The sequence below is a fragment of the Nannocystis bainbridge genome (genome assembly GCF_028368995.1).
In the GTDB taxonomy this organism is placed as follows: Bacteria; Myxococcota_A; Polyangia; order Nannocystales; family Nannocystaceae; genus Nannocystis; species Nannocystis bainbridge.
This window is the reverse complement of sequence record NZ_JAQNDL010000002.1, coordinates 611787-629521: the sequence shown is the minus strand read 5'-3', so window position 1 is coordinate 629521 and position 17735 is coordinate 611787. Positions and strand designations below refer to the sequence as shown.

General features: G+C 72.7%; 14 protein-coding genes. 5 read left to right on the top strand and 9 right to left on the bottom strand.

Features of this window, described 5'->3' with window-relative positions:
- Window positions 1–72: 72 nt before the first annotated feature.
- On the bottom strand, window positions 73–1350 hold the full coding sequence (locus tag POL25_RS20135) for an AAA family ATPase (RefSeq protein WP_272087734.1): 1278 nt from the start codon (window positions 1348–1350) through the stop codon (window positions 73–75).
- 200 nt (window positions 1351–1550) lie between these two features.
- Window positions 1551–2771 carry a threonine--tRNA ligase gene (gene thrS, locus POL25_RS20130; protein WP_272087733.1) on the bottom strand — a complete coding sequence of 407 codons (1221 nt, stop codon included), beginning with the start codon at window positions 2769–2771 and terminating at the stop codon, window positions 1551–1553.
- A 588-nt stretch (window positions 2772–3359) separates the two neighbouring features.
- Between thrS and POL25_RS20125 the strand changes: the two genes are divergently transcribed.
- On the top strand, window positions 3360–4694 hold the full coding sequence (locus POL25_RS20125; RefSeq protein WP_272087732.1) for an NAD(P)/FAD-dependent oxidoreductase: 1335 nt from the start codon (window positions 3360–3362) through the stop codon (window positions 4692–4694).
- A 160-nt stretch (window positions 4695–4854) separates the two neighbouring features.
- On the opposite strand, the gene POL25_RS20120 is transcribed toward POL25_RS20125, so the two are convergent.
- From POL25_RS20120 to POL25_RS44425, 6 genes are all read right to left on the bottom strand, one after another.
- Window positions 4855–5811: a beta-ketoacyl-[acyl-carrier-protein] synthase family protein gene (locus POL25_RS20120; RefSeq protein ID WP_272087731.1), complete on the bottom strand. Its 957-nt coding sequence runs from the start codon at window positions 5809–5811 to the stop codon at window positions 4855–4857.
- On the bottom strand, window positions 5808–7544 hold the full coding sequence (locus tag POL25_RS20115) for a thiamine pyrophosphate-binding protein (RefSeq protein ID WP_272087730.1): 1737 nt from the start codon (window positions 7542–7544) through the stop codon (window positions 5808–5810). Before POL25_RS20115 ends, POL25_RS20120 begins: the two co-directional genes overlap by 4 nt.
- 98 nt (window positions 7545–7642) lie before the next feature.
- Window positions 7643–8929 (bottom strand): alpha/beta hydrolase family protein, encoded by a 1287-nt coding sequence (locus POL25_RS20110; protein WP_272087729.1) that lies wholly within the window; start codon window positions 8927–8929, stop codon window positions 7643–7645.
- Between the two features lie 9 nt (window positions 8930–8938).
- A complete protein-coding gene (locus POL25_RS20105; RefSeq protein ID WP_272087728.1) occupies window positions 8939–9820 on the bottom strand; it encodes an alpha/beta fold hydrolase in 882 nt (293 codons plus the stop codon).
- Between the two features lie 474 nt (window positions 9821–10294).
- The gene (locus POL25_RS20100; RefSeq protein WP_272087727.1) at window positions 10295–11089 is read right to left on the bottom strand and encodes a glycine-rich protein; all 795 of its coding nucleotides are present in this window, start codon (window positions 11087–11089) and stop codon (window positions 10295–10297) included.
- 215 nt (window positions 11090–11304) lie between these two features.
- Entirely contained in the window at window positions 11305–14130 is a 2826-nt protein-coding gene (locus tag POL25_RS44425) for a VWA domain-containing protein (protein WP_272087726.1), read from the bottom strand.
- Between the two features lie 174 nt (window positions 14131–14304).
- On the opposite strand from POL25_RS44425, the gene POL25_RS20090 reads away from it, so the two are divergent.
- The 4 genes from POL25_RS20090 (at window position 14305) to POL25_RS20075 (ending at window position 16928) form a co-directional block, all read left to right on the top strand.
- Entirely contained in the window at window positions 14305–14862 is a 558-nt protein-coding gene (locus tag POL25_RS20090; RefSeq protein ID WP_272087725.1) for a hypothetical protein, read from the top strand.
- Window positions 14863–14869: 7 nt separating this feature from the next.
- Entirely contained in the window at window positions 14870–15181 is a 312-nt protein-coding gene (locus tag POL25_RS20085; protein ID WP_272087724.1) for a tetratricopeptide repeat protein, read from the top strand.
- Window positions 15178–16098, top strand: coding sequence for a hypothetical protein (locus POL25_RS20080; protein WP_272087723.1), 921 nt, complete (start codon window positions 15178–15180; stop codon window positions 16096–16098). The genes POL25_RS20085 and POL25_RS20080 overlap by 4 nt, the downstream gene beginning before the upstream one ends.
- Window positions 16099–16568: 470 nt before the next feature.
- On the top strand, window positions 16569–16928 hold the full coding sequence (locus POL25_RS20075; RefSeq protein ID WP_272087722.1) for a hypothetical protein: 360 nt from the start codon (window positions 16569–16571) through the stop codon (window positions 16926–16928).
- A 182-nt stretch (window positions 16929–17110) separates the two neighbouring features.
- Here the strand turns inward: POL25_RS20075 and POL25_RS20070 are convergent, their stop codons facing one another.
- On the bottom strand, window positions 17111–17713 hold the full coding sequence (locus tag POL25_RS20070; RefSeq protein WP_272087721.1) for a DUF3261 domain-containing protein: 603 nt from the start codon (window positions 17711–17713) through the stop codon (window positions 17111–17113).
- Window positions 17714–17735 lie beyond the last annotated feature (22 nt).

Here is a 17735-nt window from a genome sequence, read left to right as displayed (position 1 = left end):
TGTCCCAGTCGGCCCCCGGCGTGGCGGCCAGCGTGGTGAGACAGGACGGCGCGCTCCCCTTTGGGGCCGAGATCATAGATTCCTCTCGAGATCGATCGCGGTTCGAGCCCGCACGATGTCAGGGTCGTCCGGACCGAGGTCCTCCTGCAACTTCTCCCGCAACGCTTCGGCCTCGTCGAACGCGCCGCGATCGATGAGGTCGAACAGCCGCCGGATGTCGTCGCGCGTCTCGACGGGCCGCTCGGGGACGCCAAACACGTCCTCGAGCAGGCTGTTGGAGTCACGTCCGTGCGTATGCTCGACGGTGCCCACGCTGCCGTCCGGATGGAGCACGCGGATCCACGCCGGCTCGGCCGTGGACAGCACTTGCGGCGAGTGGGTCGTGGCGATGAACTGGATCTTCGGGAAGACCCGCCGCAAGTTCGGCAGCACGCTCCGCTGCCAGCTCGGGTGCAGGTGAAGATCGAGCTCGTCGATCAGCACCACGCCTGCGGTCTCCTTGGCCGCATCTACCCCGTGATGAGGATTGAGCCGCGCGGCGCGCCAGGCGATGTCGCCGACGAGCGCCAGCAAGTTGCGGTACCCGTCCGACAACATGCGGAAGGGCAGCGTTCGCCCGTCCTTGAAGTCGACCCGAAGCTCCTCGTGGTTTACGGAATAGTAGAACCGCTTTGCCCCTTCCACACAATCGGTAACTGCGTTTGCAACTACCTCGAGCAGCGGTTCTCGTACCGACCTGATTTCCTGGCCGCTTTCCACGGCGAGACCGATCTCCTGCAGGCGGACGGATTCCCGCCACGACATCCAGCTCTGAAGAAGCTGATGGTTAACAGCCGCGCGCAGACAATCACGGTAGCCATCGAACACGCTTTGCAACCTCAGGTTTCCCTGCACATCGCTCGTTTGCCACAGTCTACCGGTGCAGTAGTAAGCGAAGAGCGGCAGTTCTTCCTGCGCTCCTGCACTGACCGATTCGACAGTGCGATACCCTTCCGACAGGAGGGAACTGTTTACAAAATCTGTGCCGTCCAACGACACGCGTTCAAGGTGCGATTCACCCTCTCTTCCAGAGATGGTTCCATGGACGACCACGGGCCCCGCAACCTCAAGGCTCGGGACCCCCTTGATGATCCGCCGGACTAGCCGCCGGTCGTCGGGCTCGAGCCTCCCCCCATCCAATCGACCGGCCACAGCACGCATCCACATCGATAGCAGCGCCGCGATCGCATCAAGTACACTGGTCTTGCCAGATCCGTTGATCCCCACGAACAGTGTGCACTCGGGGTTGAGCTCACACTTGAGCGTCTCGAAGCCGCGGAAGTTCGTGAGCTCGATGTCGCGGATCTGCACCGCTCTTCCGTACCACGTCGGCATCCTGGCGGCCAGGCACCGCCGCCCGTCTCGCACCTTCAAGAAGGACGTTTCGGTAGCGACGAGCAGCCTTCCTTGAACTCGCTCTTGGGCGCTCCCTCGCAGGATTTCGGCCTACCGACGAGCAGGCTCTTGCAGAGCAGCCGCCGCCCGCTCTGCGCGGGCGGCGGCATCCGCCATCACACCGGCGGCGCGCAGTCCCTCGCGATCTGCGCCACCGCTTGCATGCGCGGCAGCACCTGCTGCGCCGCCCCGACCCTCAGCGTCAGCGATTCGCTGCTCGCCTCGCGCGCCCCGATCACCGCGATCATCGGCACCCCGTGCGCGTGGGCTTCTGCCACCCGGCGGGCCAGCGTCTCGCGGCGGTCGTCCAGCTCCGCGCGGATCCCCGCCGCCGCCATCTCCGCCACCGCCGCCGCCGCCGCCGCCTGTTGCTCCGGACCGACCGGCGCCACCACCACCTGCACCGGCGCCAGCCAGGCTGGCAGCGACCCTGCGTGTTGCTCGAGCACGATCGCCAGGAACCGCTCGAGGCTGCCGTAGATCGCCCGGTGCAGCATCGCCGGCCGGCGGCGCTGGCCTGCCTCGTCGATGTAGTGCAGCCCGAACCGCTCTGGCAGGTTGAAGTCGAGCTGGATCGTCCCGCATTGCCACGATCGGCCCAGGCGGTCGCGCAGCGAGAACTCGAGCTTCGGCCCGTAGAACGCGCCCTCGCCTGGCTGCACATTGAACTCCAGCCCCGCCTCGCGGGCTGCCGCCGCCAGCTGCGCCTCTGCGCGGTCCCACAGCGCATCGTCGCCGACCCGCTCCGGCGGGCGCGTCGAGAGCCCCACCGCGAATTCGTCGAATCCGAAGCCCGCATAGAACTGGCGGGCGCCCTGGCAGAAGCGCACGATCTCGGCCGCGATCTGGTCCTCCGCGCAGAACACGTGCCCGTCGTCCTGCGTGAACTGCCGCAGCCGGAACAGCCCGTGCAGCGTCCCGCTCGGCTCGTCGCGGTGGCACAGCCCGAACTCGCACAGGCGAAGCGGCAGGTCGCGGTACGAGAGCGCCTGGCGCTGCGCGATCTGGATGTGGCCCGGGCAGCTCACCGGCTTCAGCGCCGCCCCGCAGCCCTCGTCCGCGACTGCGAACATTCCCTGGCGGAAATGCTGCCAGTGGCCGCTCTTCTCCCAGATCGGCTGTCGCAGCAATTGCGGCGTGCGCACCTCTTGATAGCCATCGGCGCGGGCGCGGCGGCGGGCCGCGTCTTCGAGCGCGCGGGCGAGGACCAGCCCGCGGGGGTGCCAGAACACCATCGCCGGCGCCTCTTCCTGCAGATGAAACAGGCCGAGGCGCGGACCGAGGGCGCGGTGATCGTGGGCGTCGAGGACGGAATGGGGGCTGTGTTCGTGGCTCATGACGGCGTTCTCCGGGTCGAAAGGGCCGACCGGACGGAGCGACGCCACCAGGCGCGCCAAAGCCCCGCCGGTTCGGGCGGGGCTTCGCAGGACGTGACGAGAAGGCTCTCAGCGCACGCGCACGCGACCGACCCCACCCGAAAGGGTGGTCGTGGTAGTCGCGGTGGTGGCGCGCCGGAGCATCGATTTGGGGATACACGCGGTCCGGTGGGCGGTCAAGGCGAAGGCCCGTGCGGAACCTCCGAGGTGCAGACCCGTGAATGCCGACGCCCGCGCCGCTTGCGATTGCGATCACAGCGCGAGGCCGCGGCTTATCGACGACCTGTCCCTTCGGACATCCATCGCTCGCCCGCCGCGGACCTGTCTCTTCGGCCAGATGACATCGACGCGGCTCGAACCCGGCATCACCCGCGCCTTCGAGCCCCGCGCCACCTGTCCCTTCGACCAGCACGCCCCGCGGGCGATCGCGCCCGTCCGCGCGCGGTCCTTCTCACCGCCGCGCGGAGCTGGGCCTCGCGCACACGCCCCGACCATCGACGCGGGTCCCGCCCGCTTCCGGCCGTCGCCCCCCTGTCGTATCACTGCGCCATGTCCACCTCAGGCTCCGCGCCGGCCCGGCGCCGCGCGATCGTGGTCGGCGGCGGCATCGCCGGCCTCCTCGCCGCCCGCGTGCTCACGCGTCACTTCGAGCGCGTCACCATCCTCGACCGCGACCTCTTGCCGGCCGGGCCCGACCCGCGCGCCGGCGCCCCGCAGAGCCACCACGTGCACGTCCTCCTGACCCGCGGCTGGCGGATCATGAGCGAGCTGTTCCCCGACCTCGGCCCGGCCCTCGCCGCCGCCGGCGCCCACGAGATCGACTGGCTCGACGACGTCGCCTGGCACACCCCGTTCGGCGAGGCCCCGCGCGTGCCCTCGCAGCTGCGCTCGCGCGCCTGCACCCGCGGTTTGCTCGAGTACCTCGCGCGCGAGGCCCTGATCGCCGACGCCCGCGTGCGCGTCCATTCGGGCGTCGAGGTCACCGGCCTGCAGGCGCAGGGCGAGCGCATCGTCGGCGTCCAGGTCCACCGCCGCAGCGGCGCCCCCGAGCTCGCCGACGACGACCTGCGGGCCGACCTCGTCGTCGACGCCAGCGGCCGCGCCTCGAAGGCCCCGACCTGGCTGGCCGCGCTCGGCTACCCCGAGCCGCCCGAGACCGTCATCGACGCCCAGCTCGGCTACGCCACCCGGCTCTACGAGCTGACCGCGCGGCCCGACTGGAAGGTCCTCTACGCCATGGGCAAGCCGGGCAAGAACCCGCGCGGCGGCGTCGTCTATCCGGTCGAGGGCGGCCGCCACATCGTCACCCTCGTCGGCTACGGCGGCACCTTCCCGCCCGTCGACGAGGCCGGCTTCCTCGAGTTCGCCGGCGCGCTCGAGACCCCGGCCCTGCGCGACGCCCTCGTCGGCGCGGTCCCGTGCTCGGCGATCCACGGCTACCGCAAGACCGAGAACCGCCTGCGTCACTACGAGAAGCTGCGCCGCTGGCCCGCCGGCCTGGTCGTGCTCGGCGACGCCGCCTGCGCCCTCAACCCCGTCTACGGCCAGGGCATGAGCGTCGCCGCCGTCGCCGCCACCGTGCTCGACGCCGCCCTGCGCGCGCGCCCGGAGCAGCCGCTCGGCCTGCGCTTCCAGAAGCGCCTCGCCGCCGGCAACCTGGCCGCCTTCATGACCGCCAGCAGCGACGACCTGCGCTGGCCCGGCACCACCGGCAAGGTCTCGCCCGGCCTCAAGCTCATGCACCGCCTCGTCGACCGGATCTTCGCCGCGGCGACCCGCTCGCCCGAGATCCACCTGCGCCTGGTCGAGGTGCTGCACCTGATGCGCCCGAGCCACGCCCTGTTCCACCCGAGCGTCCTGCGCCGGGCCCTGCTGCGCCGCTGAGCATGTCCCCGGGGACATGCCCGTTTCGGCATGTCTATGAAGACATGTCCTTCAAGGCATGCCCGCGAGGACATGCCCACGAGGACATGCCCCGCTCTTACGGCGAGCTCCGGACTCCCCGCCGCGTCCGCGCCCTCGACCTGTCCTTCGGGCCATCTCTTCACTCTCGCCGCAACAGCAGCGCCGAGAAGTTCTGGCCGATCCCCAGCCCCAGCACCACCACGTGGCGGCAGCGCAGCGTGCGGGCGTGCAGCGACAGCACGATCGCCGACGTCGCCAGCGTGCAGTTGCCGAGCGTCTCGACCACGCTCGGCAGCTCGCCCGGCCCGAGCTGCTGCTGCCAGGCCGCCAGCGCCGGCTGATTCGGCTGATGGGTCACGAGCGCGACCTCGGCCGGCACGAGCCCGTGACGCGCCAGCAAGGCGCCCCACAGCCGCGCCGGCGCGGCCGTCGAAAGCTCGGCGTACACGCGGCGGGCCGCCGCCTCGAACACGAACGTCGGCCGCGGCCCTGCGCCCGGCTCGGCGTGCCGCGGCGCCCGCAATTGCACCGTCATCGCCGCGTGCAGCGCCCCGTGCGTCTCGCCGATCTCGTCGACGAAGCGCAGCGATCCGCCGCGGCCGACCACCACCGCCCCGGCCCCGTCGCCGACCCCGAACGCGCCCGCGTCGCCGTAGTCGACCACGCGGCTCCAGCCGGCCGCCACCACCACCAGCGCCCGCTCGCAGCGGCCGGCCGCCACCGCCTCACACGCGCTCGTCAGCGCGACCACGAAGTTGACGAACTCGCCGCCGATCGGCACCACCGTCGCGTCGCTGCGCAGCCCGAGCTCGGCGTGCAGCGCGAACAGCCCGCTCGGCAGCAGGTGCTCCGACGGCGACACCGCGCCGTACAGGCGATCGATCGCCCCCGCCGCCACGCCCGCGTCCGCCAGCGCGGCCCGGGCCGCGCGCACCCCGAGCGTCTCGACGCGCTCGCCCGCGGCCAGCACCCGGCGCTCGCGGAACCCGGTGAACGGCCCCGCCGGCGGCAGCGCGGCGAACAGCGGATCGTCGTTGTGACGGATGCAGTCCGGCAGCGCGTGGCCGAAGCCGAGGATCCCGACCTCGCCGATCACGCCGCACCTGCCGGGCCGAGCGCGCGCGCCGTGCCGAAGAACTCTGCCACCGCGCTGGCGCGGCGGGCCAGCGTCGGCGCCATCACCGTCGGGTCGACGCGCACGTTGATCACCGTCGGCCGCGATCCCGCCAGCGCCTCGCGCAGCGCCGACCGCAGTGATTTCACGTCCTCGACCTCGACCCCGACCGCCCCGAACCCACGCGCCACCATCGCCGCGTCGATCCGGTGACGGAACCCGTAGAAGCCCGCGTCGCCGCCGAACGCCAGCTGCTCGCCCTGCTGGATCATCCCGTGACCCGCGTTGTCGAGCACCACCCACGTCACCGGCAGCCCGAGCTCGACCGCGGTGTGGACCTCGAAGCCGTGCATCGCGAACGCGGCGTCGCCGGTCAGCACCACCACCCGCTGCCCCGGGGCCGCCAGCGCCCCGCCGATCGCCCCTGCCACCGCGCTGCCCATCGCCGCCAATCCCATGTCGATGAAGTACGTGCCCGGCCGCCGCGCCTCGAAGTGATGGCCGGCCCACAGGCTCGAATTGCCGGTGTCGACGAACAGCAGCCCGTCATCGGGCAGCGCCGCGCGCAGCTCGGTGATCACCCGCGGCGGCGAGAGCGGCGACGCCTCCGCGCTGCGCTGCTCCGGCTGCTCCCACCGCGGCACCTCGCGCTTCAGCTTCGCCACCGCCTCCGACGCCGGCCGCGACGGACCCCCCGGCAGCGCCGCCGTGATCGCCTCCACGGTCGCGCGCGCGTCACCGACCAGGCCGAGCGTCACCGGGTAGTTCTTGCCGATCTGCAGCGGATCGACGTCGACCTGCACGAACGCCACCGGCGCGCGCAGCCGCTGACTCCACGCGCTCGACGCGAACTCGCCGAGGCTCGAGCCGATCACCAGGATCACGTCGTCGTCCTCGAGCCAGCGGTCCGCTCGCGTGTGGCCGCCCATCCCGAACACGCCGAGCGACAGCGGGTGATCCTCGGGGAACACCGACTTGCCCTTCGGCGACGTCACCACCGGCGCCTGCAGCCGCTCTGCCAGCCGCCGCAGCGCCGGCTCGGCTCTCGCCAGCGCGACCCCGTGGCCGGCGAACAGCGTCGGCCTGCGCGCGCCTGCCAGCAGCCGCGCCGCGTGCTCGACGTCCTCGGCCCGCGCCACCGACACGCACGGCGGGCGGTAGCTGCCCGGCTCGCGCACCTCGTACGGCACCTTCACCCGCGCCAGGTCGGCCGGGATGTTGAGGTGGACCGGCCCAGGGCGGCCCGTCGTCGCCGTGCGCAGCGCGTGCCGCAGCAGCCGCATCCCCATCTGCGCCGTCACCACCATCGTCGAAAGCTTCGTCACCGGCCGCAGGATCTCGACCACGTCGACCCCGTGCCACGTGCTCTCCTGGATCGCCCCCAGCCCGAACATCCCCGTCGCCACTTGCCCCGTCAGGTAGAGGACCGGCAGCGAGTCCGCGTGCGCCGAGGCCACCCCCGTCAGCGCATTGGTCGCCCCCGGCCCCGAGGTCACGCAGCAGACCGCCGGCTCGCCGCGGACCCGCGCGTACGCGTTGGCCATGAACGCCGCGCCCGCCTCGTGCCGCGCCAGCACGAAGCGCATGCGTCCGCGGGCCTTGAGCGCCTCGAACAGCGCGCTGAGCGGCCCGCCCGGCACCCCGAAGACGTGCGTGATCCCCTCGAGCTCGAGCTGCTCCAGGAGCTGGTGAATGAGCGGTGCGTCGGACGACATCGAAGGGTCGGTGACTTTGGACCCGCGATCAATTGGCCCGCGCGTCCGCTCGCCGCGTGAGCCCGATCGCTAGCTGTCCTTTTAGCCAGATGATTCCGCTACAGCCGCGCCTCGACCTCGACCACCTCGGGCGGCGTCGCCGTCTGCAGGAACGCCTGCGCCTCCGCGTTGCCGCGCAGGTGGTGGTCGAAGAACGCGACCGCGTAGCTCGCCACGATCGCCCGCGCCTCGACCGGCGCCAGGTACACGAACTCGCTGCCGTCGGTCTGGCGCGTGCCGGGCCCGCAGCCCGCGTCGAATTGCTCGGCCAGCCCGCAGATGTCGGTCGGGCCCCAGTGGCCGGTGTCCTTCATCCGCACCAGGTAGGTCGGCGTCGCCGCGGCGTCGAAGTTCGACTCGATCAGCTGGTTGCCGATCTTGCCGATGCTGTTGTCCTCGACCGCCAGCACGAACAGCTGCGGCTCGACGATCTCGGCCAGCTTGGTGCCGGAGAAGATCGGGTTCTGCACCGGCGCCGCGATCGGCAGCGCGGCCACGATCCGGTCGTCCTCCTGCGCCAGCCGCCCCGCCGTCGCCGCCCCGTAGCTGTGCCCCATCGCCCCGATCCGGGTCGCATCGATGGCCCCGCGGATCGCCTCCGGGACCGCCGAGTTGCCGGCGTCAAGCACCGCGTCGAGCACCGCGCGCTGGTCAGCCACGCGGACCTGCAGGAACGCCTCGTCGAGCGGCGCCTGCGGCTCGTCGAACAGGGTGTTGCCCGTGTGATCGGGCGCGACCACCACGAACCCGTGGCTAGCCAGGCGCTCGGCGATCGTGAACATCGAGAAGCGCACGCAGCCGTGGCAGTGCGAGAACATCACCAGCGGGTACGGCCCCGCGCCCGCCGACGCCGCCCCGCGGGCCGAGCGGGTCTGCTCGCGCACGCCGACCTGCCCGTGCTCCGACAGCTGGCCCAGCAGCGCCACCATCTCGTCGCGCTGCGGGCCCTCCGGCACGAACTCCGCGATCGGGTGCCCGGCCTCGGCGGCCGCCTGCGCCGACGCGTCGGCCGGGTACCACGCCTCCACGAGCAGCGTGCGATCGCCGGCGACCACCGAGAACGTCGCGTTGCCGACCGGCGCCGGCCCGGGCGCCTCGTAGTCCTGCTCGGCGCCGCCGCTGGTGGTGCCCGTGGCGTTCGGATCGAGCGTGTCGGTCCCCTCGCCGGTGGTCGGCACCCCGGAGCCTCCGGTCGTGCCGCCGGGCGCCGTCAGGTCGTCGAGCGTCGTCGAGCCGCTCTGCGAGTCCGAGCTGTCGGTGCCCCCGGCGCTCGGATCGGGGCCGGTGGTGGCCGCAGCGGTGCTGCAGGCGGCGAGGAGGAGAGTAAGCGAGGCGAAGCGGCGCATGCCGCCGTTTTACCCGACCTCGCGGCGCCCCGTGAGGCCCTCGCAGAACCGTTCGACCGCCGCCCCGATCTCTTCGTGGTGTTCGAACAGGCTGGTGTGCGTCCCTTCGGCCAGGCGGAGCAGCTGGCTGCCCGGGATCGCGCGATGCAGCGGCAGCCCCACCCGGAGCGCCGGCGCGAACACGTCGCGGTCGCCGGCCACCACCAGCGACGGCACCGCGATACGCGGCAGCAGGTCGGCCGCGCTGTGCCGCTGGGCCGCCAGCGCCATCGCCGCGAGCGTACCCGGGTCGAGCTCGCGCACGAAGTGGTCGATGAACAGCTGCACGTCGGCCGGCTCGGCCGCGGGGCCGACGAGCCCGAGCAGCCGGCCGAGCCGCCGACCGCCCGGCATGCCCACGATCCGGCGCAGCCCGCCGAACGCCACGCGAAAGCCCGGCCGCGACAGCCGGGCGATGAGCCCGTGCAGCGCCGGCCCGACCGGCCCGAGCGCCGTGTCGAACACCCGCCCCGACGACCCGAGCAGCAGCACCAGCCCGCGCACCCGCTGCGGCGCCGCGCGATAGATCTCGAGCGCCACCTGACAGCCCATCGAGAACCCCACCGGCACCGCGTCGGCCAGCCCCTCGGCGTCGAGGATCTGCAACGCGTCGCGCGCCAGCGCCGGGATCTCGACGCCCGCCGCCGACCGGGCCGGCTCGCTGCGCCCGTGGCCCTTGAGGTCCCACGTGATCACCGTGAACCGCCGGGCCCACCGCGGCACCAGATGGGTCCAGAAGAACCCCGAGGTCGTGATCCCATTGCAGAGCAGCAGCGCCGGCCCCTCGCCCTCGCGGCGGTAGACCACACGGGTGCCATCGGCGGCGAAGATGCAGCGATCGGGGGCGGACATGCGCGCCGCGAGGATGCCCCACGACCCCGGCAAAAGAAAACCCGCCGGCCGCGACAGAGGGGGGAAGCCGGGCCGGCGGGTCGAGTGGAGGTCTGTTTCAGCCGCAGGATCTACCGCCGCCGTCGCCCCGGCAGCCGGGATGGGCCGACGCTCGGGAGCACCCCCGACCCTCGACCTTCGAACACGCTCCGCACGGCCACCCCTGCGCTCTGTAGGCATGAAGCGCAGCAGGCGGGCACGCAAACCACGCTGTGTCCCCCGTCACCCGCGAGCTTTTGTCATGTCCTTCGAGACATGTCCGAAACACATCCTCGGCGACGCGCCCCGACCCACCCGCTCGAAACATGTCCCCATGGACATGTCCCCAAAGACACCATCATCCACCGCGATGACCCGATGCGCTCGCCGATCTCGACATGTCCTCTCGGACATCTCCATCGCCCCCACGCCTCGACGCCCGTCTTCCCTTCGGTCTCACCAGTAGATCTGCGCCGCCCCGTCTCCGCCGCGCGCCCCCGCCTCGCTCTCCACCGCGCTCGCCTCCCCGCTCGCGTGCGACGAACCGCCGCCGCCGCCCGCCCCGTACGCCCCGCCACCCCCGTACCAGCCGCCCCCGCCGCCGGCCACGTGGTAGCGGGCTGCCCCGCCGCCGAGCCCGAACACCCCCGCCTGCCCCGGCGCTGAACCTGCCTCGCCGCCCGCGAGCTGTCGGCCGCCACCGCCCGCGATCCAGGGCGCCTCGCCGACAGTCCCGTCCTCGCCCACCAGCCCGCCGCCGGCGCCGCCCGCCCCGTGGTCCGGAAAGCCGCACGAACCGCCGCCTCCGCCGCCGGCCACCAGCGCGCGATCGATCAAGCTCGCCCCGCCGATCCGGAAGTCCGATCCACCGCCGCCCCCGCCGGCCCACCGGCCCCCGCGCCCGCCGCCGTTCCAGCCCGGCGCGCCGTCGAGGCCGCCGCGCCCGCCCACGCGCACCAGCACCACCTCGCCCGGGCGGACCGGCACCTCGGCGCGCAGCCAGCCGCCGCGTCCGCCGTCCATCTGCAGGTCCGGCAGAGCAGACCCCTCGTCGGTCCCGCAGCGGCTCGGCCCGCCCTGCGCGCCCCACAGCTCGACCGTCAGCCTCGTCACGCACTCGGGCACCACGAACGTCTCGGGCGCCCCCGAGAATGCGAACCCGCGCCCGCCCGGCCGCGCGCAGGCCGGCTCCTCCCCCTCGAGCTCCGCGACCTCGCCCGCCGGGCAACCCAGCAGCGCCAGGGCCACCACCGCTCCGCGTCCGCGCCGCCTGGGACAATCCCTCACTCGCATCGCCACCCTGTCTTCAGGCATGCCCGGCGGCCCTCACCACGCAAACCACGGCCGTGCTGCGTATCACGCCCTCAAGAACATGTCCCGAATGACATGCTCACATCGACATGTCCCCGAGGACATTCTCTCCAAGACATGTCCATCGGGACATGCCCTCGAAGACATCCCGCCGCTCAGCCGATCTCGCCGCGTCGAGCCCGGCCGAACGCCACCCGGCGCAGCAGCAGATCGAGGATCAGCAGCGGCAGCGCCAGCGCCCACAGCACCTCCGGCCACACCGCGCGCTGGCGGGTCCCTTGTGGCGCCCCTGGCGTCGTCACCACCGCGTCGATCGGCCCCGCGTGCGAGCCTGAGGGCGCCAGCGTCGCCAGCCAGGCCGGGTCCGCGTCCAGCTGCTCGGGCGCCAGCTCGCTCGGGTACGGCACGCTCGCCTGCCCGGTCGCCTCGGCCACCAGGCGCGCCGGCGTCTGGCCGTCGTCGAACATCTGCGCCTTGATCAGCCGCTGCCCCGCGCGCACCCCGAGCACCGTCGCCTCGTAGCGGCCGGGCGCCGTCAGCTGGGTCGCCAGCTTGGTCGTATGGCCCTCGGAGCCGGGCGGCAGCGACGGGTCGATCACCTGCAGCTCGCCGCGCAGGTCGCTGACGAAGCCCGTGCTCGCGTCGATGTCGACCACCCCGCGGAAGCTGCCCTCGTCGGCGCCCGGCGTGATCCGCAGCGACGCCCCGCCGAGCGACGCGGCGCCCTGGCGCATCAGGTCGCGGGCCACCTGCGACCAGAACTTGGGGAACCCGTCCCAGCCGATCCAGCGATGGGCCCACCGCGGCTTCGCGTCCGACGCGAACGCGGCCGTGCGCCCGAGCCCGCGGCGGCCGCGGACCAGCAGCGGATCGCCGACGTGCGTGCGCAGCAGCAGCTCTGCCAGCGGCTTGGTCTTCAGCGGGATCACCCCCGCCAGCCCCGGCGCGCGGTCGAAGTCGATCCCTCGCAGCACCTGCGCGCTCTTGGCCACGCGCGCGAACAGGTCGCGCTCGACCACCGCGTTGCGCGTCACCTCGCGGGTCTCGCGGGAGAAGATCCGCGGCACGTCGGTGCCGTCCTGGCTGAAGTAGTAGCGGCCGCGCCCGCGCTCGGCCACGCGGGCCAGGAAGTCCTTGCCCGCGCCCGCGCCGACGCCGACCGCCGACACCGTGATCTCGGCGTCGCGCATGTCGGTGATCAGCGCCGACACCCCCGTCTCCGGCGACTGCCCGTCGGACAGCAGGATCACGTGCTTGACCAGCGCCTTGCTGCCCGCGAGCTGCATGTACGCCTCGCGCAGGGCCGGCAGCGCATTGGTCCCGCCGCCGGCGCTGAGCCTGCGGATGTCGCCGGCGATGCGGATGCGATTGGCTGCCGGCTGCAGGCGGACCAGCGTCACCGGCCGCGAGTCGAACGCGATCACCCCGATCTCGTCGCCCGGGTCGAGCGTGCTGGCCGTCGAGCGAGCTGCCTCTTTGACCAGGTCGAGTCGGTCCTCGCTCGACATCGATCCGCTCTTGTCGATCACCAGCACCAGCGCCAGCGTCGGCTGCTCGCGCTGGCGCTCGCCCTCGAAGCGGACCGGCAGCACGTCCTCGAGCACGCTCCCGCCCCAGCCGCCGACCCCGAACGCGCTCTCGCCCCCGATCATCACGAAGCCGCCGCCGTCCTGGACCCACTTGGCGATCGCCTGCTGCTGCGCGCCCGACACGTGGCGCGACGGCACGTCCGACAGGATCACCAGGTCGAACGGCTGCAGCCCCTCGGCCGCCGCCGGGATCGCCGAAGCCGCCTCCGCGTCGACTTGCAGGTGGTCGGCCCGCAGCGCCCGCGCCAGCGCGCCGGACGGATCGCCCTCGCCGACCAGCAGCACCCGCGGTCGCCCGCGGACCTCGCCCACCGCCGCCGCGCGGTCGTTGTCGAGGCTGCGGTTGTCGGCCGCGTCGAGCTCGCCCGCGTCGAGCCGCGCCGCGATCACGATCGGCCCTGGCGCGTTGGCGCGGACCGGCACCTTGACCTGCTGCGGCCCGCCGCGCAGCGCCACGTCGACGCTCGGCGACAGCGCGTTCGGCACCCCGTCCTTGTCGACGTAGAGCTTCAGCGTGCGCGGCCCGCTGGCCCACACGTCGATCGCCGCCTCGAACGTCTGCCCGACCCGCAGCTCGCCCGGCAGGTGCACGCCCGCCACCAGCACGTCGCCGCGGGCCGCCGGCGCGGCCGTGCGGGTGTGCAGCGCGACCCCGCGGCGGAGCAGCCCCTCGGCCGCCGCGATCAGGTCGGTGCGCTCGGCCACGCTGGCCGCCCCGTCGCTGACCAGCACCACCCGGCCCTCGGTGTCCGGGTCGAGCAGCGCCTCGGCCAGCCGCAGCGCCCCCGCGTGATCGCTGGCCAGCCCGCCACCTGACTCTCGGGACAGCTCGATCTCACCTGTCTCTTCGGCCAGCGGCACCGCCTGCGCCCGGCTCGCGTAGGTCACGAGGCGCAGCCGCGTGCGGTCGTCGCGGTCGCCGGTCTCCGCCTTGACCAGCCCCACCACCTCGCGCGCCACCGCGGTGAACGCCGCCAGCTGCCCGTCGTCGACGCTCGCCGACACATCGACCGCCACCACCACCGTCTTGCCGCGTCGCGGCGCTTGCAGGCTCGGGGCCGCCAGCGCCAGCGCCAGCGCCAGCAGCAGCAGCACGCGCGCGCCGAGCTGCAGCGCGACCTGCCAGGCCGGCAGGTCGACCAGCGATCGCCGCGCGACCGCGACGAGGAACGGCAGCAGCGCGACCGGCATGAGCCACAGCACGGACGGGCGCGTCAGCACCAGCGTGCGGTCGCCGGCCTCGGACAACCTGGCCGCCAGCCACTCGGGCAGGGTGAACAAAAGGACAGGAACGTCGGGGCCGAAGCGATGCAGCGCCGCTGCCGCGGCGAGCCCGAGCGCGAGCCACAGCAGGGCCCAAGGGCGAGCTCCGGGGGACGAAGCGCGGGTCACGGTCGCACCGGGGCGCGCGGGCCGGGGGAGATTCGCATCGGCGAGGGTCCGGCAACCATAGCGCCCCGGGCCGCCTCGCAACAGCCGGCCCGCGCCCGCACGGCGTTCGCGGCGCGTCCGGGTTGCGCGGAACCGGCAGGGCGGTTAGGGTGCCGCCCTCCAGAGGGAAGCGCTGTGAAGCCGATCGAGATCTGTCAACACCTGGGCCAAGGCCACATCGACGCGTACTACGACGAGCTCTCCGGCAAGGAAGTCCGCGAAGTGCTCAAGGCCGGCGGCTGCAGCGTCAACGTCCCCCCGACCGCGTACACCCAGGCCGCCCGCCGCCGCGCGTGGCGCCGCCGCTTCGACGCCGAGCTCACGGGCGGCAACGACAACCTCGCGCTCGCGCTCCTGCTCGAGTGGCTGATGCGTCACCACCGCCAGATGCTGGTCGACTACCTCGATTTCCTCGGCGTCAAGCACACCATGGGCGAGACCGACGAGGATTTCTGCGTCACCAACCCGCCCGAGAAGCTGCGCGAGGGCGTCGCCGAGCTGCTCAAGAAGTACCCGCCGGCCCACGTCGCCAGCTACCTGCTGCTGATCGGCCACCTGCAGGACACGCCGGTGTTCGACCAGACCCCCGAGGTCCTCAAGGCCCTCGGCGTCGAGGACGCGGCCGCCGGCGAGTACATCGAGAAGCACAAGCAGACCTACAAGCCGCGCATGCGTCAGCAGGCCGCCTCCTGAGGTCCGCGTGGATCGCCTCGAGATGCTCCGACAGTTCGTGGCCCAGAAGCCAGGTGAGGCGTTCCCGCGCTACGGCCTGGCCATGGAGCTCAAGCGTCGCGGGCAGCTCGCCGAGGCGATCGCCGAGTTCCAGGAGCTCATCGCGCGCGTCCCCGGATACGTGCCCACCTACCTGATGGCCGGCAACACGTTCCTCGAGGCCGGCGATCCCGCGGGCGCGCGGGCGGTCCTCGACGCCGGCGTCGAGATCGCCCGCCAGGCCGGCGACTCGCACGCGCTCGGCGAGCTCGAGTCCGCTCGCGCCGGGCTGGAAGGTTGAAGGCCACGCCCGACCTCGCCCACGCCGCCGCGATCGACCTGGTGTTCGCCAGCCCGCGGCGGCTGCCGAAGCCGGCCAGCCTGCGCGGCCGCGTCGTCGTGCTCGACGTCGCCTTTGCGGCCGAGGGCATCGGCAGCGGCTTCGAGAAGATCACCGGCAAGTTCCTCCACGGCCTCGGCCCGCGCCTGGCCCGGTGGGTCGATCACCACGATCACGAGCGCCACGCGCAGTTCCGCGGTGACGCTCGCTTCGTGCTCCACACCAAGGCCGAGCACGGCGCCTGCCCCGAGATCATCACGCCGCAGATGGTCCAGGAGACAGGTCCGGTCGACACCATCGTCGCCCACTTCGACCTCGACGGCCTCTACTCCGCCGCCAAGTGGCTGCTCGGCGGCGTCGAGCCCTACCCCGGCGCCGACGCCGACGCCCGCGCCGTCGACACCCGCACCGGCGAAGTCGGCCCGATCGGCGCCCTCGTCGACAAGGCCCTGCGCGCCCACTACGAGGACACCGTCCTCCTGATCAAGATCGTGCGCTGGCTGGTCGCCGGTCGCCCGCGCGGCGCCGAGCAGGAGGCGATCGCCGCCGCCGCCGCCGACTTCGACGCCATGGCCGCCGAGGCCGCCGCGCTCGCCCGCGCCTACGTCGTCGAGGACGGCGTCGCGCTCGTGCGCGTGCCCGCGAACCCGCGCCCGTTCGACAAGACCGAGCTGCTGCTGCTCGGCCAGCAGCGCGCCACCATCGCCGTGGTCATCGACGGCCAGACCCTCAACATCGCCGCCGGCTTCGAGAGCGGCCTCGATTTCGTCACTCTGCTCGGCCTCGGCGGCGGCATGCCGACGCGCGTCAGCGTGCCCGCCTCGCGCCTCGACGACACCCTCGTCAAGCTGCGCGGTGCCCTGCGTCAGCGCGGCTAGACCTGTCCCTCGGGGCATGTCGCGTTTGACATGTCCCGGGAGCCATCCCGCCGCTCCGGACGGCCACCTGTCCCCGGACCGCGCTCCATCGACATGTCCCCGAGGACATGCCGCTCTCGGCGCCGCCCGGCCCCGGAGCGCGCGCCTTCGACCTGTCCCGAGAGACACATGGTTCTCCGGCCCGGTCACCTGTCCCAGACCCGTGATGCTTCGACATGTCCCGAGAGACACGTCCTTCTCGGAGCCCGGTCACCTGTCCCTGGAACGCGTTTCATCGACATGTCCCGAGAGACATCTCTGTCTCCAGGCCGGACCTGTCGCCGCTCGCCCGCAACGGGCGCTCACGCGCCCTGGCGCATGATCCCGCGCAGATCGTCGGCGCACGAGGTGTTGCAGGTCGAGGACGCAAATAGGACTCTTGCCCCCGCAATCCGACCCGCACCCACGGGTCACCCCCCAGGAGAATCACCATGTCGCACCGTCCCCGCCTGTCCCTGATCGCCGCCCTGTCGGCGCTCCTGCTCCCCGCCGTCGCCTTCGCCGACTCCAACGGAGTCGCCGGCAACGTCGAAGCCGTCACCCTCTACGAGAGCAGCAGCGACAACCACGCCATGTTCAACGGCTCGGTCACCCTCAAGGAGAAGACCGGACAGAAGCGCGACTACAAGTGGGGCGGCTCGCTGTGCCCTGGCCGCGACGTCAGCGCCAGCGGGATCAACCTGCTGTTCGAGGCCATGCGCGCCCGCAAGCAGGTCGAGGTGACCCCGACCTACAAGGCCGGCAACGGCGGCGAGCGCTGCCTGACCGGCTTCAAGCTCGAGAACCGCTGAGCCCCGGCGCCGCTCCCCCCGGCGCCGATCGTGCCAGCCTCTTCGGCCATGTCCCCAAGGACATGGCCGTTTTCACATGTCGCAACGAACATGCCCTTTGGGACATGCTCTTCGAGCACCGCGGTTCACGCCGCGCGGTGTCTCGGCCGCCTCGATAACGTCGGCGCGCCGCTGTCCCCGCCTCACAGCGGCTGCCACTGCAGCGTCTCGACCGCGATCTCGTAGCCGAACCACCCGTTGACCAGCTTCAGCCGGGCCGGCAGCGCGCCGTCCTTCATCCCGCCCTCGTAGGTCACCACGATCGTCCCGGCCGGCTTGCCGTCCTTGCGCTCGAAGCGGCGCTCGAGCAGCGCCCCGCCCTGCCACACCTCGGTCACCGCCTCCTCGCCGACCTCGCCCGCGTGGGTCCCGTCGGCCAGCGGCGCCCCCGGCAGCCCGAGGAACTGGACCCGATGCACGTCGAGCAGCATGAAGCGCGGCGGGAACGGCAGCTTGCCCTCCGGCGCGAACACGTCGACCTGCACCGCGGCGCCCTGCTGCTTGGCCACGAACGCCTTGGTCGAGAACGGCGTCAGCCCGATCAGCGTCAGCCCGTCGCCCTGCTTCTGCAGCACCACCTCGCCGCCGAACTCGCGCCCGCGGGCGGTCCCGCGCAGCCGCTGGCGGGCCATGAAGTCGGGCCCGGCCAGCGTCGTCGCCAGCGCCCCCGGGTAGTCGGCGTCCTTCAGCTCGGGCGGCGCGGCCGACCCGCTCGCCTGTCCCTTCGCGCAGGCCCCGATGAGCATGGCCCATAAGACATGCCCGATC